The organism is Plantactinospora sp. WMMC1484, assembly GCF_049315195.1.
Taxonomy (GTDB): Bacteria; Actinomycetota; Actinomycetes; order Mycobacteriales; family Micromonosporaceae; genus Plantactinospora.
The window spans coordinates 3,795,304-3,813,270 of record NZ_CP186055.1 but is presented as its reverse complement, the minus strand read 5'-3'; the positions used below and the strand labels follow the sequence as shown (position 1 = coordinate 3,813,270).

The window sequence follows — 17,967 nt, the reverse complement described above, 5'->3', positions numbered from 1 at the left end:
ATCCTCCCGGCGGGGAAAGGGTGCCGGGGTGGATCTCTCAGACACCGCGTACGCGTTGATCGGCATAGGCGCCCTGCTCGCCGGCATCCTTCCCCGGGTCCTGGAGCGCCGGCCGCTCTCCATGCCGATCGCCTTCCTCGGCCTCGGTATGGTCGTCTTCCTCCTCCCGCTCGGGCTGCCCGAGCCGAGTCCGTTGACGTACGCCGGGATCACCACCCAGCTCACCGAGATCGGGGTGATCGTGGCCCTGATGGGCGCCGGTCTGAAGATCGACCGCCCCTTCGGGCGGCGGCGCTGGTCGTCGACGTGGCGGCTGCTCGCCGTCGCGATGCCGCTCTGCATCGCGGCGGTGGCCGTACTCGGCGGGTGGTGGCTGGGATTGGCGCCGGCCGCCGCGTTGCTGCTCGCCGCCGTGCTGGCACCGACCGATCCGGTGCTCGCCTCGGACGTGCAGGTCGGCGAGCCGACCGATGTCGAGGATTCCGAGGACGAGGTACGGTTCGCGCTGACCTCGGAGGCGGGGCTGAACGACGGCCTCGCGTTTCCGTTCGTCTACGCCGCCATCGCCATCGCCGGCGTCGGGCTGGCGCCCGGGGACTGGCTGGCGGAGTGGCTGACCGTCGACGTCGGCTACCGGATCGTGCTCGGCGTGGCCGGCGGGGTGCTGGTGGGCTGGCTGCTGGGCAAGCTCTTCTTCCGGGTCCGCTCGGAACACCTGCGGCTGGCCCGGCACTCGGAGGGCTTTCTCGCGCTCGCCGCCACCTTCCTCTCGTACGGCCTGGTGGAGCTCGTCGGCGGGTACGGCTTCCTCGCGGTCTTCGCCACCGCCCGGGCGATCCGGGCGGCGGAACGGTCGCACGAGTACCACCAGGTGCTGCACAACTTCGCCGAGCAGGTGGAGCGGCTACTCACGGTGCTGCTGTTGCTGCTGCTCGGCGGCGCCGTGGTCACCGGGCTGCTGGCCCCGCTGACCTGGCCGGCGGTGGTGGTGGCGCTGGCGCTGATCTTCGTCATCCGGCCGCTGACCGGCCGCCTCGCCCTGATCGGGGCGCCGGGCAGGCCGGCCGAACACTGGGTCATCGCGCTCTTCGGCATCCGGGGCGTCGGCACGTTCTACTACCTCGGGTACGCCACGACGCACGCCTACTTTCCGCAGACCGACCTGCTCTGGGCCACGGCCGGGCTGGCGGTGGTGGTGTCGGTGGTGGTGCACGGTGTGGCGGCCACGCCGGTGATGCAGTTCCTGGACCGGCGGCTGGACCGCACCGGTGCTCCGGATCCGGACGACGAGTCCGCAGGGGATCACGGTTCGGCAGAGGACAACGGTTCGGCGAGCGACGACGCTTCCCCAGGGCCGGAGAGTCGGGGGGCGGCAGCGCCGGACGGGCCGGCCCGGGTCTGACCTCATCCGGGCCGGATCATGTCCCGGCAGTGGGGGCGACGGGGCCCGCTGCCGGCCCCGCGCGCCGGTGCATGTGCAGCCGGACCGTGGTCGAGGTGGCGTCGGTGTGCACCTGGACCAGGTCGCAGAGGTAGTTGACGAGCAACAGACCGCGCCCGGTGTCGCTGACCGGCGACGGTGGGAGACGGCCGGCGAGCCGGTCGGTGAGCACGCTGGAGCCGATGATCTCGCAGACCAGGCCCTCCTCGTCTGCCCAGACCCGGGCCGCCGCCGGCCCGCCGGAATGCACCACCGCGTTGGTGGCTATCTCGTTCGCGGCGACCCGCAGGTCTTCGATCCGGTCTCGCTCGAGGCCGGCCTCGTGGGCCAGCGCGGCGACCATCGCGCGCATCCCGGAGAGCCCGTCGGCCTCGAAGAAGAGCGTCGAGACCGACGGCGGCGGCGCCGGGAAGGGCTGGTTGAAGGCGTCGACCACGGTCTCCGGCCGGCCGTACCCGACGCTGGGCTGCCGGTCGCCGCAGCGGATCAGGTACGGGTGGGTGCTTGCCGCGTCGGCGATGACATCGACGTCCAGCCGCACGGAGTCGTACGGGCAGAGGATGCTGATCGCCCGGTCGGCGAGGGCGATGTTGGTCAGCGCCTCGTGTTGTACGCACCCGGGGTAGGCCAACGCCGACCGGCCGGGCCAGACCGGCTCGCCCACGACGCGTACCCGGGCGGGGGTGTGCTCGTCGGCGAAGGCGTGCAGTACACCCGGGATGATCCACCCCGGGTTGCGGCCCTCCCGGGCCATGTCGACGAAACGCAGCTCGCCACCGCCGCCGAGGGCCGCCCGCAGCAGGTCGAGCCGGGTTCCGGGTACCGCGATCAGGACCGGTTCGCCGGCAGCGAGACCGGCCTCCACAAAGGACCTGATGCCGGTGACGTAGTCGTCGTCGCTCCGGTAGAAGAGCGCGTCGTGCCGCAGCGATCCAGCCTCCGGCCAGGCGGCTGATTCCCATGTCATAGCCCGCCGGCCACCCCTGACGCGTCCACCCGCACCTCCGACCGGCAGCCTACGTGGCGCTGGCAACATGCCGCCACGGAGAGTCAACGCTGGCCGGCCGGTCGGTCGCGCCGCCGGTCGGTCGGTCGGCGCGACTCGGATCCGGCGGAGACCGCGACGCGCCGGACCGCGACGCGCCGGACCGGGCCGGAGAGCTACCTCGGTGACCTGCGGCGATAGCCGGCAACGGAAACCGGGGCTTCACACGGACGCAACATGGCCTTACCGTGGTCGATGTCTATGGGAGCGCTTCCAGCGATGCCCCTCGATCTCCCACCGTCCCGAAGGGAGTACCGCATGCACCTCAGACCCGCGCTCGCCGCGGCCGGTGCCGTCGCCGTCACGGCACTCGCCGCGACGACAGCGGTCGGTGTCGGCCTGTTGAATCCCACTCCGGCCATGGCGGCCGACTCGGCATTCTACGTCGACCCGGACACCAGCGCCGCGCGTTGGGTGGCCGCCAACCCCAACGACTCCCGGACGGCTGTCATCCGGGACCGGATCGCCAGTGTCCCACAGGGCCGGTGGTTCACCCAGAACAACCCCGGCACCGTGCGTGGCCAGGTCGACGCCTTCGTCGGTGCCGCCGCGGCAGCCGGAAAGATCCCGATCCTGGTGGTCTACAACATTCCCAACCGGGACTGTAGCGGCGCCAGCAGCGGCGGCCTGCCCAACCACACCGCTTACCGGCAGTGGGTCGACCAGGTGGCCGGCGGCCTGAACGGGCGGCCAGCCAGCATCATCCTCGAACCCGACGTGCTGGCGCTGATGTCGGACTGCATGAGCTCAGCACAGCAGGCCGAGACGCAGGCCTCGATGGCGTACGCCGGCAGGGCCTTCAAGGCGGCATCCAGCCAGGCCCGGGTCTATTTCGACGCGGCGCACTCCGCCTGGCTGAGCCCGTCGGCCATGGCCTCCCGGCTGGTCGCGGCGGACATCGCGAACAGCGCCGACGGAATCTCGGTCAACGTCTCCAACTACCGCACCACGGCCGAGTCCGTCACCTATGCGAAGGCGGTCGTCGCGGCCACCGGCGCACCCAACCTGAAGATCGTGGTCGACACCAGCCGGAACGGCAACGGCCCCGATCCCCGGGGCGAGTGGTGCGACCCGGCTGGGCGGGCGATCGGCACCGCCAGCACCACCGAGACCGGCGACCCGGCGGTGGACGCATTCCTCTGGATCAAGCTGCCGGGCGAGGCCGACGGCTGCATCGCCGGCGCCGGCCAGTTCGTCCCGCAGCGGGCGTACGACCTGGCGATCGCCGCTCCCAACCCGCCCACGGTTCCGCCGACCACCAGGCCGCCGACGACGGCACCACCCACCGTGCCGCCGACCACCCCACCGCCGACCACCGTGCCGCCGACCACCCCACCGCCCACGACCCCGCCGACCAGTGGTAGCTGCCGGGTGAGCTACAGCGCCAACTCCTGGAGCGGCGGCTTCACCGCCGACATCCGGGTGACGAACAACGGTCCGGCCGTCAACGGCTGGACCCTCACCTTCACCGTCGGCTCCAACGTGCGGCTCAGCAACGGCTGGAGCGGCGTGTGGAGCCAGTCCGGCACCCAGATAACCGTCGGCAACGCGGCCTGGAACGGGTCGTTGCCCACCGGCGGCACCACCAGCGTCGGCTTCCAGGGCACCTACAGCGGCACGCTCTCCGCGCCGACCGGCTACACCCTGAACGGCAACGCCTGCACCACGAGCTGACGCCTCGTCCTCCGGCCGGGTCGCCGTCCCGCCTCGCGCGGGCGGCGGCCCGGCCATCCGGACGGATCGCCCCTGCCCCGGCCGGGCAGACCGCTCCCCGCCAGCGACCCGGCCGCACGATCGGAATGGTGGTGACGAGATGATGGTCGCCGGACAGCGGCAGCGACCGGTTGGCCAACTACTACGCGGGTGGCGGGAGCGGCGGCGGCTCAGCCAGCTCGAACTCGCGATCCTGGCGGAGATCTCCACCCGCCATCTCAGTTTCGTGGAGACCGGCCGGGCGATGCCGAGCCGTGACATGGTGCTCCGGCTCGCCGAGCAGCTCGACGTACCGCTGCGCGAGCGCAACCAGCTACTGCTGGCCGCCGGATATGCTCCGATCTATCCCCGCACGCCGCTGGACTCCCCCGGGCTCGCCCCGGTCCGCACGGCGGTCCGGCAGGTTCTCGCCGCCCACCAGCCCTACCCGGCCGTCGCCGTCGACCGGGCCTGGTGTGTGGTCGAGGCGAACGCCAGCATCGGCCTGTTCACCGCGGGCGTGGCCGCGCCCCTGCTCACCCCGCCGATCAATGCCCTCCGGCTGGCCCTGCATCCGGCCGGGATGGCCGCCCGGATCGTCAACCTCGGCGAGTGGCGCGCCCATCTACTCGGCCGGCTCCGCCGGCAGGTGGCACAGAGTGGGGACTCCGAGCTGGCCGACCTCTACGACGAGCTTCGGGCGTACCCCTGTGACCAGCCGGAGCCGGAGGTGGAGATCCCGGGGACGGGCGAGGTGGTGGTGCCGTTGCGGATCCGGGACGACGGCCGGGAACTCGCCTTCTTCGGTACGGTGCTGACCTTCGGCACCCCACGCGACGTAACAGTGGCGGAACTCTCCGTAGAGTCCTTCTTCCCGCTCGACGAGGCCACGGCGGCGGAGGTCGCCGCGACCGCGGAGCGGGAGTGGCGGGTGGGAAGCGCCAGCGCCCGCTGAGCCGGGGCCGGCCACCGCACCCGCCTTGGTCGCGTTCGTGCGCCCCCTGACGCCCGGCCGACCAGGGGCCGGCGGCAGCCAGCACCGCAGAGCGGCCGAGAATCGGACATCGGGCTAGATACCGCCCCGCAGTTTAGTGGTCCCCGGTCCGGGTTACCCGAGTCAGCAGGCGGGGATTCGAGCCGTGACGAAGGAGGCTGATTTCTGATGTCCAGAAACCCGACGACGACATGGCGATCTGGTATGTCCGGTGTGCCGGGTGTCAGCGGCGGGAACAACCTGCCCGCCGGTCCGTCCGGCGACCAGTCCAGAGCGCCGAGCAGTGGCGACGGCACCGAGCCCGGCCGGGCCACGGTGACCATCGCCTCGTACCCGGACTACCCATCGGCGCAGTACACAGTGGATTTCCTCTCCGACAACCAGTTTCCGGTCGAACGCGCCGCTATCGTCGGCACCGACCTGACCCTCGTCGAAACCGTCCTCGGCCGGATGACGACCGGCCGGGCCGCCCTGGCCGGTGCCGCCACCGGTGCCTGGTTCGGGCTCTTCATCGGCCTGCTCTTCGGCATCTTCACGGTCGGCAACTGGTGGGCGGTGATCCTCGTCGGCCTGGCCATCGGTGCGGTCTGGGGTGCGATCTTCGGGGCCATCGCCCACGCCATGAGCGGAGGCCGACGCGACTTCACCTCGGCCAGCAGTCTGCGGGCCAACCAGTACGCGGTGACCGTCGACGCGACCTTCGCCGACCAGGCGCGGCAGGTGATCAGCCGGATGAACTGGCCGGGCCAGCGGCCCGCCGGGGCCACCGGCTGACGGGCACCGGCAACACGCCCGGTCCGGACTCGGCGACGATCTGCGGGGCCGGCGAGTTCAGTGGTAGACGCGCTCGCCGGCCCGGATCGGCGCGGTGATCCGGTTCTCCTCGGGCGCCAGTGGGCAGGCCCACCGGTCGTCGTAGGCGCAGGACGCGTTGTAGGCGTAGTTGAAGTCCAGCCGGAGCCGGCCACCGGGCAACACGGTCAGACCCCGGCCGTAGGTGCCCTTGACCGTGTCGGTCAGATAGCGCCCGCCGCCGTAGGTCTCCCGGCCGGCGGTGCCGTCCCGGAACGGGAGGAAGAGCCCGCCGCCGTACGCCTCGATCCACCAGAGGGTCAGCGGCCCCCACGGGGTCTCCGCGATGCCCGAGCGACGGTAGCGCACCACACCGTCCGGCGCGCCGGTGTCGATCGTCGACGTGCCGGACGCCGGGCGTACCGGCACGTCGAGCACTGCCGCCGGGTTCGGCGGGAAGTACCGCAGGCCGGTGAAGCGGCCCCGCTCCGCCACCGGGACCGGTGACTGGGGATGGCCGGCGAAGAGCGCGTCCCGGGCCGCGCGGAATCCCAGCAGGTCAAGGTCGGACAGGTAGAGCCGGGTCACCTGCTCGCGCCAGTCCGCCAGCTCCAGTTCCTCCATTCGGACCAGCCTAGTGCGGCAGCGTTTTCCCGGTCGCCGGACCGCCCCGCCATCACTCGTCACGTCCGGCGACCCGCCCGCTCCGCCCCCGCGGCCCGCATCCCCGCTCCGGACTGACCCGGACGCCGGAGGCGTCGTCCCGGCGTGGACCTGCTGGCCGGGGCGAGCGGGGACCGGCCCGTACGGACTGCTCAGGTGGATACCGCGAAGATGCCGACCACGCCGAGCACGACCATCACCAGCACCGCGACCAGCGCGCCGCGCTCACTCTCGACCGCCACCTTCGCCGGTTGTTCCCGCTCCGCATCCATGAGCTCGCCGGACATGCTGCCCTCCCCTGGTCGTCGCCTCTACGAACGGCGGGACGACCGTCGGCGTACCGGCTTCGGCGCCTGTGGCGCGTACACCAGCTCCGGCTCGCAGACAGGTAACGGCCGCCGGTCGCCCGCACGGCGGGAAACCCGGGGGGCACCCGCCAGGGCTGCCGGGAGCCGTGTGGTGGCACCGCCCCCACCGGCGCGCGGTCCGGGGCAACCCGACATCGGAGTTGCCGCTCTGGCCCATCGGAAACCCGCCGGGGCGACCCGATTGCCAGGTAGCCTGCCCCGCCCCGACCTCCGGGACCGGTGAGCCGACGGTGCCCGGTGGGGCCGCCGTGGCAAGAGAGGCCGGTCGGACCGCTGAGCCGAACGGGCCTCAGCGTCGGATCCAGGCGGTCGGTACCAGGATCGGCTGGTCGGGCTCGCCGGCCGGGACCAGCCGGGCGGACCGGCTGAGAAGGTGGCCCGCCGGTCCCGCTCCACCACGTCCGGTGACGAACGCCCGCACCAGGTTGTCGCCGAGCAGGCCGTCGCGGCGCAGGCCGTCGACGTACCTGGCCCGCAGCTCCTCCGCCGGGGTCATCGCCGGTCCGGGCGGGCGGCGGGCCCGGACCTCGGCTCACCGCCGGGTCCGCTCCGGCGCCTCAGTACCGGCTCCAGCCCTCGCTGCCCGGCAGCGCGAACGACGAGCGTGGCGAGTAGAAACCCCACAGCAACTCCAACGGATTGGCCGGACGGAGCGCGAAGACGGGGTGGTCCGGGGCGAGGAACTCCACCGACTCGATCTCGAACGGGGTCACCGGTTCGAAGACGTACGGGCAGCAGGCGCCGGTGAGCCGGTCGCCGAGCCGGCTGACGTAGCGGGTGTGGCCCCGGTAGACCCGGGTGACCTGCCGGCCGATCCGGGCCGTGGTGCGAATCAGGGCGGCCCCGTCGACCTCGGCCACCGCCACCAGCGCCTGACCGGTGATCTCGATGGTGGTCCGGCCGGCGCCGGCCGGCACACCGCGTACCGCAGCCTGGGCCTGGGCGAGCGGGCTCGAACTGAGGTGCTGGGTGTACCAGCGGGCCGCACCCGAGTCGGGCAGGTCGAGTTCGGGGCCGAGTCCGGTCGCCGAGTAGCTGTCGAGCCCGGAGGTCTGGACCGCGTCGTCCACGACGTACTGCTGGAGGAAGACCCGCCGGTCGTCCCGCAGCCGCAGCCCCGGCGGCACCGTCGCCGCGACCGCCTCCGGATCCGCCGGTAGCCAGCCGAAGTGGAGCATCCGGCAGTGCACGACCAACTGAGGCGGAACAGGCTGGCTCAACAGGGCTCCTGTCGCATCGGCGGGATAGCCGCGACGCTACGACCGGCCCCGGGTCCAGACAAGACGGCCCTGGCGGCAGCCAAGACGGAAAGTCGACAGTCACCTGCACCGGTCCGGCCGTACCCGGATCACGGCCACCAGGCGCCCGCCGGCCGGGTCCCGGCGGGGCCCACCTGCCGGGCGTGCGCCGCCGGCAGCGACTCCGACCAGCGCCGCCGCAGCCGGCCCAGGTCGGTCGGGGCGATCCGGCCGGGCAGCCGGAGCCGGGCCATGCCGCCGTCCGGGAAGATGTCCAACCGGACCTCGGTAGCGGTCGGCACCGCGTCGACCGGAAAGCGGTGCCGGGTGTCCGGCTGCACCCGGGTACGCGGCAGGATCTCGAACCAGGCGGCCTGGTCCGCCGGGTCGGCCGCCCGGGCGTCGATCCCGCGTAGCGCCGCCGCACCAGGTGCGTTGCCCTTGAAGTGGCTGGTGTCCAGCTCCACCTGCCGGATCTGCCCCGGGGCGGCGAGCCGGACCCGGACCCAGTCGTTGCCATCGTCGCGGCGCCGGGCGGTCTCCCAGCCCTCCCCCATGCTGCGGGCCAGTCCGGGCGCGATGAGCTGCTGCGGCGCGCCGTAGAACATGTCGCTGCACCCGACGACCAGGCCGCCGTGCTCCAGTGCCGCGAGATCGAGCTGCCCGTCCGGAAAGAGCATCGGATCGGGTACGACCACACCGTGCACCCGCAGCCGGGCCACCCCGCCGTCGGGGTAGATCCGCAGCCGTACGTGCGTGTAGCGCTGCTCGTCGTGCACCTCGAAGAGGTTGCGGCTGTCGCCGAGCAGCGGTGCCCGGGGCACCAGGGTGACCCAGTCCGCCGCCAGCAGCTCCACCGGACCGGGGTAACCCGGCAGCCCGCACGCCTCCACCGAGGCGTACGGCGGATAGTTGCCGACGAAGAACGACGTGTCCACCACCACCCCCGCCACGGTGCCCGGCGCACCCAGCCGGACGATCGCGTAGTCGTGCCCGGGCTCCCGGCGCCGGCGCGTCTCCCAGCCGTCGTACACCTGGCCCTTGGCGCCGAAGGTGCCGGCGACGAAGGTCGGCGGTTCGGGGGTGACCAGGTTGTCCCGGGCGGCGAAGAACTCGTCGTTGGCCGCCACCACCCCGCCGCCGAGCAACCGGGACGCCAGATCGGGCAGGTCGATGAAGGTCGTCATTCCCCTTCCTTTCCCGGGACGGCGGGCCACTGGTCGTGCCGCCGCAGCAGCCGGCCCCGGGGTGGATCCGCCGGGCCGACCGGCTCCCCCCGCAGCCACGTCGCCCGGACCACCCCGGCCAGCCGACGGCCGGCGTACGGGGTGACCGGGTGCCGGTGCAGCAGCCGGTCCGGCTCGACGGTGAACTCCGCGTCGGGATCGAACGCCACCAGGTCGGCGTCGGCACCGACCCGGAGCCCGCCCTTGCCGGCCAGGCCGGCGATCTCGGCCGGCCGCCGCGCCATCCAGCGCACCAGCTCGGCGAGGCCGTGGCCGCGCCGCCGGGCCTCGGTCCAGACCGCCGGCAGCCCGAGCTGCACCGAGGCGATCCCGCCCCAGGCCGCACCGAAGTCTCCGCTGTCGCGCCGCTTCAGCTCCGGCAGGCACGGCGAGTGGTCCGAGACCACGCAGTCGATCAACCCGTCCGTCAGGCCGGCCCAGAGCGCCGCCCGGTTCTCCGCGTCCCGGATCGGCGGGCAGCACTTGAACTCGGTCGCCCCGTCCGGTACCTCGGCGGCGTCCAGGGTCAGGTAGTGCGGGCAGGTCTCCACGGTCACCCGTACGCCGTCGGCGCGGGCGGCGGCGATCGCCGGCAGCGCCCCGGCGGCCGACAGGTGCAGTATGTGCACCCGCCGGTCGGTCCGGCGGGCCGCCGCCAGTACGGTCTCGACCGCCCGCCGCTCGGCGACCGGCGGCCGGGAGTCGAGGAAGTCGGCGTACCGGACCGACGGCGGGGCGGCGCCGATCCCGGCCGGGTCCTCGGCGTGCACCAGGAAGAGCGCGTCGACGGCCGCCAGCGCCCGCTCCAGCCCGGCCGGATCCAGCGGCGGGAACTCCGGCACACCCGAGTCGACCAGGAAGGCCTTGAACCCGAAGACTCCGGCGGCGTGCAGCGCCGGCAGGTCGTCCAGATGCTCCGGCACGGCACCGCCCCAGAAGCCGACGTCGACGCGGCACCGCCCGCGCGCCGCGTCCTGCTTGCGGTGCAGCGCCGGCACGCTGACGGTCGGCGGCACCGAGTTGAGCGGCATGTCGACGATCGTGGTGACCCCGCCGGCCAGCGCCGCCCGGGTGGCGGAGGCGAAGCCCTCCCACTCGGTCCGGCCCGGCTCGTTGACGTGCACGTGCGTGTCCACCAGCCCCGGCAGCAGGGCCAGCTCGCCGAGGTCGGTGCCGGGGACCTCGTCGTAGCCGACCACGGCGGCGATCCGGCCGTCGCGTACGCAGACCGCGGCCGGCCGCTCCCCGTCGGGCAGCACCGCCCGCCGGGACCGCAGCACCAGGTCGTACCCGCTCATTCCGCTCTCCCTCTCCGCACGGCCGTCACCGGCCGGCCCGGTCCGGACCACCGCTTCCGGCCGGCACGGTCAGAGCGCCGCCAGGGCGGCCCGGTCGAAGCCGGTCTCCGCCTCGGTCAGCGCGCCGCAGTCCAGCCCGCGCAGCAGGTACCCGGCGAGCGCCCGCGCCGTGGCCGGCTCGTCCAGGATCCCCGCCGACCGCCGCTCCAGGTACGCCCGCAGCCGCCCCACCGCCGCCACCCGCCCGTCCCGGAAGAAGGCGTAGGTGGTGGCGAACCGGGTCGGCAACTGCGCCGGATGCAGGTCCCAGCCCTGGTAGTAGCCGCGTTCCAGGGACCGCCGGACCAGCCGGGCGTGCTCCGTCCAGCCGGCCTGGACGGCGGCGGTGTCGCCGACCGGCAGCACGTTCGTCGAACCGTCGGAGAGCCAGACCCCGGTCTCGGCGGCGGCCACCTGCAGCACCGCCTTGGCGAAGTCGGCGGCCGGATGCGCCAGGCTCTGCTGCGCGGCAGCGATCCCGCAGGCGGCGCTGTAGTCGTAGGTGCCGTAGTGCAGCCCGGCGCAGCGTCCGGCCGCCGCCCCGATCAGCCGTCCCGGGGTGGCCAGCCCCTCCGGGCCGAGGATCGCGGCCGGCGTCTCGACCTGCACCTCGAAGCGCAGCCAACCCGCCGGCAGCCCGTACGCGGTCTCCAGCCGCTCGCAGAGCAGCACCATCGCCTCGACCTGCGCCGGCACGCTCACCTTCGGCAGGGTGACCACGAACCGGCCGCTCCGGGGCGGCGCGGCGGCGCCGTCCAGCAGCGCGTCGAGGAAGACGTCCAGGGTGCGGACGGCCCGCCGCCGTACCGGCCCGGTCAGGCTCTTGATCCGCACTCCGGCGAACGGTGTCTCCAGCCCGGCCCGCAGCGCCCGCGCCGCCGCCCGCGCCGCCGCGTCCTCGGTCGAATCGTCGCGTACCCCGTAGCCGTCCTCGAAGTCGATCCGCAGGTCCTCGATCGGCTCCCGGCGCAGCTTCCCGGTCACCAGGTCGTGCAGCTCGCCCGGGTACGGCCGGGGCGGATGGTCGACGATCGCGGCCAGGGCCAGCGCGCCCCACTCCGGCACCAGCCCGGCATGGCAGCGGTCCGCCGGCACGTAGACGGTGTGCACCGGCTGCCGGCCCGGCCGTCGGCCCGGATAGCGGCGGCCCAGCTCGGCGTCGACCGGGTCGAGCCGCTCGGCCAGCTCCGCCTGCACCGCCTCCGGCAGGCGCCCCATCAGCCGGTCCCGCTCGGCTGTTCGGTCCCGGTCAGGTGCTCGGGCCGGACCGGCACCCGGGTCAGCGGGATCCCGGTCGCCGCCCGGATCGCCGCGACGATCGCCGGGGTGGCCGAGATGGTCGGCGGCTCACCCACCCCGCGCAGCCCGTACGGCGCGTGCGGGTCGGCGAGCTCCAGCACGTCCACCGCCATCGGCGGCACGTCCAGGATCGTCGGGATCAGGTAGTCGGTGAAGGACGGGTTCCGGATCACCCCGTCAACGACCTGGATCTCCTCCATCAGCGCCAGCCCGAGCCCCTGCGCGGTGCCGCCCTGGATCTGGCCGACCACCGCCTGCGGGTTGATCGCCCGGCCCACGTCCTGGGCGGTGGCGATCTCCACCACCCGGACCAGCCCGAGTTCCGGGTCGACGTCGACGGTGGCCCGGTGCGCGGCGAAGGCGTACTGGACGTGCGCGTCGCCCTGCCCGGTCACCGGATCCAGCGGCCGGGTCGGCCGGTGCCGCCACCGCACCGTCTCCTCCACCGCTCCGCCCGCCAACAGCTCGACCAGCGACCCGAGCACCTGCCCCGCACCGTCCCGCACCACCCCGCCGACCAGCTCCAGCCCACCTCCGTCGACCCCACCGGCAACGCCGACCCCGTCGACTCCGGCGACTCCCCCGCCCCCGTCGGCAAGACCACCACCGGGCAGCCGGTGCAGCAGCGCGTCCCGGACCGCCCGGCAGGCCGCGCGCACCGCACCCCCGGTCATGTACGTCTGCCGGGACGCCGACGACGACCCCGCGCTCCCCACGCTCGTGTCGGCGGTCGCCACCACCACCCGCTCGACCCCCAGCTCGCTGCGGGCGATCTGCGCCTGCACCGTGACCAGCCCCTGACCCACCTCGGCGGCGGCGGTGTGCACCAGCGCGGTCGGCTCGCCGCCGATCAGCTCCAGCCGGACCCGGGCGGTCGCGTAGTCGTCGAACCCCTCCGAGAAGCAGACGTTCTTGATCCCGATCGCGTACCCGACCCCCCGCACCACCTGCTCGGCCGTGGTCGTGTTCGCCACCCCGCCCGGAAGCTGCCGCAGGTCGTCCTCGGCCGGTGGCGGCGCCGGCCGGTCCCGGACCAGTTCCAGCAGCCGGGCCACCGGCGCCGGCCCCTCCACCAGCTGCCCGGTCGGCATCGTCCCGCCCTCGGCCAGGGCGTTGCGGACCCGCAGCTCCACCGGGTCCAGCCCGACCGCCGCCGCCAGCCGGTCCATCTGGGACTCGTAGCCGAAGCAGGCCTGCACCGCCCCGAACCCGCGCATCGCCCCGCACGGTGGGTTGTTGGTGCGCACTCCGTACGCGTCCACGGTCACGTTCGGCACCCGGTACGGCCCGATCCCCAGCGTGGCCGCGTTCGCCACCACCGCCGGAGTCGTCGACGTGTACGCCCCGCCGTCCAGCAGGATCCGGGCCCGCACGTAGACCAGCTTCCCGTCCCGGGTCGCGCCGTGTTCGTACCGGAGGATCGCCGGATGCCGGTGCACGTGCCCGACGAACGACTCCTCCCGGCCGTAGACCATCTTGACCGGCCGCCCCGTGCGCAGCGCCAGCAGGCTGGCGTGCACCTGCATCGACAGGTCCTCCCGGGCGCCGAACGCCCCGCCCACGCCGGCCAGGCTGAGCCGGACCAACTCGGCCGGCAATCCCAACGCCGCGGCCACCTGCCGCTGGTCGGCGTGCAGCCACTGGGTGGCGACATACAACTCGACACCGCCGTCCGGCGCCGGCACCGCGAGCCCGGACTCCGGTCCGAGAAACGCCTGGTCCTGCATGCCCACCCGGTACTCCCCGGTCACCACCACCTCGGCAACCGCGTCCGGATCACCCCGCCGGACCGGCACGTGCCGCACCAGCCGCCCCTCCGCCAGCGCCGTCTCCGGATCCGTCACCGGCTCCCGCACCGCGTAGTCGACCACGATCCGCTCCGCCGCCCGCCGCGCTGTCTCCGGATGATCGGCGGCCACGACAGCCACCGGCTCCCCCCGGTAGCAGATCTCGTCGACGGCGAGGACCGGCTGATCCGCCACCTCCAACCCGTAGTGCGGGTCACCCGGCACGTCCTCCGCCGTCAGCACCGCGTGCACGCCCGGCACGGCGAGGGCGGCGGCCACGTCGATCCGCTCGATCGTCGCCGACGGATGCGGACTGCGCAGCGTCACTCCCCAGAGCATGTCCTCGGCCCACAGATCCGACGAGAACGCGAACTCCCCGCGCACCTTCAGCCCCGCGTCCGGCCGCACCGGACTGGCCCCGATCCCCTCCGAGACCACGGCCGCCGCGACCACGCCCCCGGAAGCCCCGGCCTCGCGCTCCCGCTCGGGGGCGACCACCGGTGGCTGTCCCGTCGGCCGGCCGGAACCTCCGGCCGGCAGCCCGGTCACCGACGTGCCTTCCGGGTCAGGGTCCGGTGCGCCCGCCGCACCCCCCGCGCCAGCGCCCGCGAGTCCACGGTCCGCAGCTCCCCGTCGTCCACCACGACCTCACCTCCGACCAGCAACAGATCCACCGGCGCCACCGGCCCGAACACCAGCGCGGCCACCGGGTCGTCGATCCCGACATGCCCGAGCCCGTCGAGCCGCCACAGCACCACGTCGGCGAGCTTCCCGACCTCCAGCGATCCGAGCTGGTCGGCCCGGCCCAGGCAGCGGGCCCCGCCGATGGTGCCGAGCGCCAGCGCCTCCCGCGCGCTCAGCGCCGTCGCCCCGCCGCGCAGCCGGGCCGCGTAGAGCGCCTGCCGCAGCTCCGCGCCGAGCTGGCCGGCCTCCTGCGAGGCCGGCCCGTCCACACCGAGCCCCACCGGCACGCCCCGGTCCAGCAGCTCCCGGACCCGGGCCGTGCCGGCACCGAGCCGGCCGTTCGAGCTGGGACAGTGCGCAACCGCCGTGCCGCTGCGGGCCAGCGCGTCCAGCGCGGCGTCGTCCAGGTGTACGCCGTGCGCCAGCCAGACGTCCGGGCCGAGCCAACCGAGCCGTTCGGCGTACTCGACCGGGGTGCAGCCGTGGGTCTGCCGGCAGTACTCCTCCTCGTCGACGGTCTCGGCGAGATGGGTGTGCAGCCGTACGCCCCGGCGCCGGGCCAGGGCGGCGGCCTCGGCCATCAGCTTGGCGGTCACGCTGAACGGCGAGCAGGGCGCCACCGCCACCCGCAGCATCGCCTCGTCCGCCGGATCGTGGTAGCGGTCGATCGCCTCCTCGGTGGCCGCGAGCGCCGCCTCGGTCTCCTCGACGATGGTGTCCGGCGGCAGCCCGCCCGACGACGCCCCGAGGTCCATCGACCCCCGGCACGGGTGGAAGCGCAGTCCGACCTCCCGGGCCGCCTCGACCTGCGCCGCCATCAGGTCACCGGCGCCGGCCGGATAGACGTAGTGGTGGTCGGTGCTGGTGGTGCAGCCGGACAGCGCCAGCCAGCCGAGCCCGGCGGCGGTGGTCGCGGCCACCACCTCGGCCTCCAGCCCGGCCCAGACCGGATAGAGTTCGGTGAGCCAGCCGAAGAGGTCGGACTGCTGCGCCATGCCCCGGGTCGCCCACTGGTAGAGGTGGTGGTGCGTGTTGACCAGGCCGGGCGTGGCGAGGCAGCCGGTGCCGTCGATCCGGCGTACCGAGCGGTGGTAGCGGGGGGCGTGGCCGGGGCCGACCGCCACGATCCGGCCGCCGTCCAACACCAGGTGCCCGTCGGAGTACTCCGTCCCGGCCGGGTCGACCGTGGCGACCGCGCAGTTCTCGATGACGATCACGATTCGTCCTGCCGACCGGCGGCGAGCCGTACCGCCGTCAGGATCTTCTCGTAGCCGGTGCACCGGCAGAGGTTTCCGGCGAGCGCCTCCCGGATCTCCGCGTCGGCCGGTGACGGTGTCCGGGCCAGCAGGTCGTGTACGGCGACGACGAGTCCCGGCGTACAGAATCCGCACTGCACGGCGCCGGCGGCGACGAACGCCCGCTGCACCGGGTGCAGGTCGCCCGACCCGGCGGCGAGCCCCTCCACGGTGACCACCTCGCGGCCCCGCGCCTGCCCGGCCGGCACCAGGCAGGCGCAGACCGGCTCGCCGTCGAGATAGACCGTGCAGGAGCCGCACTCGCCCTGCTCGCAGGCATTCTTGGCGCCCGGCAGGCCGAGCCGCTCCCGCAGCATGTGCAGCAGGCTCTCCCCGGCCCACACGTCGTCGGCCCGACGCGGCTCGCCGTTGACCACGCACTCGATCCTCACCCCTCGCCCCCTTCTCGCCGGTGTGCCGCCCACGCCCGCTGCACCGCCCGCCGCGCCAGGACGCCGAGCGCGTGCCGGCGGTAGGCGGCGCTGCCGCGTACGTCGTCGATCGGGCTGGCCGCCGCCGCGACCAGCTCGCCGAAGCGCCGGGCCAGCGACTCCGGCAGGGCGGTCCGGTCCGCCCAGGGCAGCTCGGCGCCGAGCAGTTCCTCGGCCGCCTTCGCCCGCAGCGGCGTCGGGGCCGCCGAGCCGATCCCGGTGCCGACCGTCCGGTCCGCCGGGCGCAGCGCCAGCGCGAAGGAGCAGACCGCGATCACCATCGCGTTCCTGGTGCCGACCTTGGCGAACTGCTCCGGCCCGCCGGCCGGCGGCAGCAGCACCGCCGCGATCAGCTCGTCCGGGGCGAGGATGCTGCGCTTCGGCCCGGTGCAGAAGCCGGCGGCCGGCACCCGCCGGACGCCCCGGACCGAGGCCAGCTCCACCAGCGCCCCGGCGGCGAGCAGCGGCGGCAGCGCGTCCCCGGCCGGCGAGGCCGAGCCGAGGTTGCCGCCGACGGTGCCCCGGTTGCGGATCTGCGCCGAGCCGACGGTGCGGGCCGCCATCGCCAGCCCCGGCGCCCGGCCGGCCAGCTCGGTGACGATCCGCCGGTACGGCACCCCGGCGCCGAGCCGCAGCCGGCCGTCCTCGGTGCCCCACTCGGCAAGCCCGGCGACCCGGCCCAGGTCGAGCAGGGCCGGCGGACGGCGGCGGGCGAAGTTCAGCTCCACCATCACGTCGGTGCCGCCGGCCACCGGCAGCGCCTCCGGATGCGCCGCCCGGGCGGCCAGCGCCTCCGCCCAGCTTTCCGGTTGCAGGAACTCCATCACGGCTCCGCCCGGGTCACGGTCGCCTCGATCAGCCCGTACGGCCGGTCGGTGGCCACGAAGACCTCGCCCGGGTTCTCCAGCCCGAACGGCCCCAGGTCGACCAGCAGGTGGTGCCGGTTGGGCAGCGCCAGTCGGATCTCGGCGATCTCCGGCCGCTCCGCCAGCACCCGGTGCCCCATCGCGTACAGGGTCTGTTGCAGGGAGCGGCTGTAGGTGTCGACGAAGGCACCCACCAGTGCGGCCCGGACCCCGGCGTACGACGCCGCCCAGTCCCGGCCGTCACGCGGCCCGGCCGCTGTGTCGCCGTGCCGCCACCGCGCCTCGACGGCGGTGGCCAGGATCCGGTCGTCGGTCTCCGGCAGCGTCGTGTACGTGTCCCTCAGGTAACCCCTGAACTCGGAGTCGGTGGTGTTCAGCAGCGTCAGCCCGGTCAGCCCGGACTCGACGGTCGTGCCCGCACCGTCCACGGTCACCGTGGCGGTGCGGCACTGACCGCCGTCGGCCTGGAAGGAGTGCGGGCCGAGCCGCTGCCAGCCGTGCTCGACGAGCCGGACCGTGGCCCGGGTGATCGCCGGGACGCTCCCGACGAAGTGCCGGGCGAGCAGCAGCCCGAACTCCTCGACCTGGTCGACACCGTGCTCCCGGGCGAAGGCGTAGACGGTGTTCTTCTGCGAGTCGGTGGGCAGCACGTGCGCGTTGTCGCCGCTGCGGTGCACCTCGACCAGGTCACCGGCGAGCGCGATGCTCACGGTCAGGTCGCGCAGCTCGTGTCGGGGGCCGTCCCGGCGCACCCGGACCAGCCGCACCTCGGCCTTGCCGTACTGGTTGGCTCCGAGCACGATCGCCAC

The 17,967-nt window shown here is 74.1% G+C and carries 17 protein-coding genes; 4 read left to right on the top strand and 13 right to left on the bottom strand.

Going from position 1 to position 17,967, the window contains the following annotated elements:
• Positions 1-28 precede the first annotated feature (28 nt).
• The gene (locus ACN28C_RS16725; RefSeq protein ID WP_422774359.1) at positions 29-1,402 is read left to right on the top strand and encodes a cation:proton antiporter; all 1,374 of its coding nucleotides are present in this window, start codon (positions 29-31) and stop codon (positions 1,400-1,402) included.
• Positions 1,403-1,418: 16 nt separating this feature from the next.
• Here ACN28C_RS16725 and ACN28C_RS16720 read toward each other — a convergent pair whose 3' ends face one another.
• Positions 1,419-2,408, bottom strand: a complete 990-nt coding sequence (locus ACN28C_RS16720; protein WP_422774358.1) for an anti-sigma factor RsbA family regulatory protein — start codon at positions 2,406-2,408, stop codon at positions 1,419-1,421.
• Between the two features lie 336 nt (positions 2,409-2,744).
• On the opposite strand from ACN28C_RS16720, the gene ACN28C_RS16715 reads away from it, so the two are divergent.
• The 3 genes from ACN28C_RS16715 to ACN28C_RS16705 all read left to right on the top strand — a co-directional run bounded on the left by ACN28C_RS16715 (position 2,745) and on the right by ACN28C_RS16705 (position 5,946).
• The gene (locus ACN28C_RS16715; protein ID WP_422774357.1) at positions 2,745-4,160 is read left to right on the top strand and encodes a glycoside hydrolase family 6 protein; all 1,416 of its coding nucleotides are present in this window, start codon (positions 2,745-2,747) and stop codon (positions 4,158-4,160) included.
• Between the two features lie 139 nt (positions 4,161-4,299).
• Positions 4,300-5,133, top strand: coding sequence for a helix-turn-helix domain-containing protein (locus tag ACN28C_RS16710; RefSeq protein WP_422774356.1), 834 nt, complete (start codon positions 4,300-4,302; stop codon positions 5,131-5,133).
• A 243-nt stretch (positions 5,134-5,376) separates the two neighbouring features.
• The gene (locus ACN28C_RS16705) at positions 5,377-5,946 is read left to right on the top strand and encodes a general stress protein (protein WP_422774355.1); all 570 of its coding nucleotides are present in this window, start codon (positions 5,377-5,379) and stop codon (positions 5,944-5,946) included.
• A 57-nt stretch (positions 5,947-6,003) separates the two neighbouring features.
• Here ACN28C_RS16705 and ACN28C_RS16700 read toward each other — a convergent pair whose 3' ends face one another.
• From ACN28C_RS16700 to pucL, 12 genes are all read right to left on the bottom strand, one after another.
• Entirely contained in the window at positions 6,004-6,588 is a 585-nt protein-coding gene (locus tag ACN28C_RS16700; protein WP_422774354.1) for a DUF1684 domain-containing protein, read from the bottom strand.
• Between the two features lie 191 nt (positions 6,589-6,779).
• Complete coding sequence (locus tag ACN28C_RS16695; protein ID WP_422774954.1) at positions 6,780-6,914, bottom strand: hypothetical protein; 135 nt, start codon at positions 6,912-6,914, stop codon at positions 6,780-6,782.
• A 370-nt stretch (positions 6,915-7,284) separates the two neighbouring features.
• Positions 7,285-7,491 (bottom strand): hypothetical protein, encoded by a 207-nt coding sequence (locus tag ACN28C_RS16690; protein ID WP_422774353.1) that lies wholly within the window; start codon positions 7,489-7,491, stop codon positions 7,285-7,287.
• Between the two features lie 61 nt (positions 7,492-7,552).
• Positions 7,553-8,215 (bottom strand): hypothetical protein, encoded by a 663-nt coding sequence (locus ACN28C_RS16685; protein ID WP_422774352.1) that lies wholly within the window; start codon positions 8,213-8,215, stop codon positions 7,553-7,555.
• 128 nt (positions 8,216-8,343) lie between these two features.
• The gene (gene alc / locus ACN28C_RS16680) at positions 8,344-9,420 is read right to left on the bottom strand and encodes an allantoicase (protein ID WP_422774351.1); all 1,077 of its coding nucleotides are present in this window, start codon (positions 9,418-9,420) and stop codon (positions 8,344-8,346) included.
• Positions 9,417-10,757, bottom strand: coding sequence for an allantoinase AllB (allB, locus tag ACN28C_RS16675; protein ID WP_422774350.1), 1,341 nt, complete (start codon positions 10,755-10,757; stop codon positions 9,417-9,419). The genes alc and allB overlap by 4 nt, the downstream gene beginning before the upstream one ends.
• Positions 10,758-10,826: 69 nt before the next feature.
• Positions 10,827-12,014, bottom strand: a complete 1,188-nt coding sequence (locus ACN28C_RS16670; RefSeq protein WP_422774349.1) for a DUF6986 family protein — start codon at positions 12,012-12,014, stop codon at positions 10,827-10,829.
• Positions 12,014-14,431, bottom strand: coding sequence for a xanthine dehydrogenase subunit D (gene pucD, locus ACN28C_RS16665; protein WP_422774348.1), 2,418 nt, complete (start codon positions 14,429-14,431; stop codon positions 12,014-12,016). Before pucD ends, ACN28C_RS16670 begins: the two co-directional genes overlap by 1 nt.
• On the bottom strand, positions 14,428-15,783 hold the full coding sequence (locus tag ACN28C_RS16660) for an 8-oxoguanine deaminase (protein ID WP_422774347.1): 1,356 nt from the start codon (positions 15,781-15,783) through the stop codon (positions 14,428-14,430). Before ACN28C_RS16660 ends, pucD begins: the two co-directional genes overlap by 4 nt.
• Positions 15,780-16,253: a (2Fe-2S)-binding protein gene (locus tag ACN28C_RS16655; RefSeq protein WP_422774346.1), complete on the bottom strand. Its 474-nt coding sequence runs from the start codon at positions 16,251-16,253 to the stop codon at positions 15,780-15,782. Before ACN28C_RS16655 ends, ACN28C_RS16660 begins: the two co-directional genes overlap by 4 nt.
• Positions 16,250-17,116 carry an FAD binding domain-containing protein gene (locus ACN28C_RS16650; RefSeq protein ID WP_422774345.1) on the bottom strand — a complete coding sequence of 289 codons (867 nt, stop codon included), beginning with the start codon at positions 17,114-17,116 and terminating at the stop codon, positions 16,250-16,252. The genes ACN28C_RS16655 and ACN28C_RS16650 overlap by 4 nt, the downstream gene beginning before the upstream one ends.
• Complete coding sequence (gene pucL / locus ACN28C_RS16645) at positions 17,116-17,967, bottom strand: factor-independent urate hydroxylase (protein WP_422774344.1); 852 nt, start codon at positions 17,965-17,967, stop codon at positions 17,116-17,118. Before pucL ends, ACN28C_RS16650 begins: the two co-directional genes overlap by 1 nt.

Coding starts and splice junctions, on each gene's coding strand:
- ACN28C_RS16695 (WP_422774954.1), bottom strand. CDS start 6,914: ATGTCCGGCGAGCTCATGGATGCGGAGCGGGAACAACCGGCGAAGGTG.
- ACN28C_RS16720 (WP_422774358.1), bottom strand. CDS start 2,408: ATGACATGGGAATCAGCCGCCTGGCCGGAGGCTGGATCGCTGCGGCAC.
- alc (WP_422774351.1), bottom strand. CDS start 9,420: ATGACGACCTTCATCGACCTGCCCGATCTGGCGTCCCGGTTGCTCGGC.
- ACN28C_RS16690 (WP_422774353.1), bottom strand. CDS start 7,491: ATGACCCCGGCGGAGGAGCTGCGGGCCAGGTACGTCGACGGCCTGCGC.
- ACN28C_RS16705 (WP_422774355.1), top strand. CDS start 5,377: ATGTCCGGTGTGCCGGGTGTCAGCGGCGGGAACAACCTGCCCGCCGGT.
- ACN28C_RS16670 (WP_422774349.1), bottom strand. CDS start 12,014: ATGGGGCGCCTGCCGGAGGCGGTGCAGGCGGAGCTGGCCGAGCGGCTC.
- ACN28C_RS16715 (WP_422774357.1), top strand. CDS start 2,745: ATGCACCTCAGACCCGCGCTCGCCGCGGCCGGTGCCGTCGCCGTCACG.
- allB (WP_422774350.1), bottom strand. CDS start 10,757: ATGAGCGGGTACGACCTGGTGCTGCGGTCCCGGCGGGCGGTGCTGCCC.
- ACN28C_RS16710 (WP_422774356.1), top strand. CDS start 4,300: ATGATGGTCGCCGGACAGCGGCAGCGACCGGTTGGCCAACTACTACGC.
- ACN28C_RS16700 (WP_422774354.1), bottom strand. CDS start 6,588: ATGGAGGAACTGGAGCTGGCGGACTGGCGCGAGCAGGTGACCCGGCTC.
- ACN28C_RS16650 (WP_422774345.1), bottom strand. CDS start 17,116: ATGGAGTTCCTGCAACCGGAAAGCTGGGCGGAGGCGCTGGCCGCCCGG.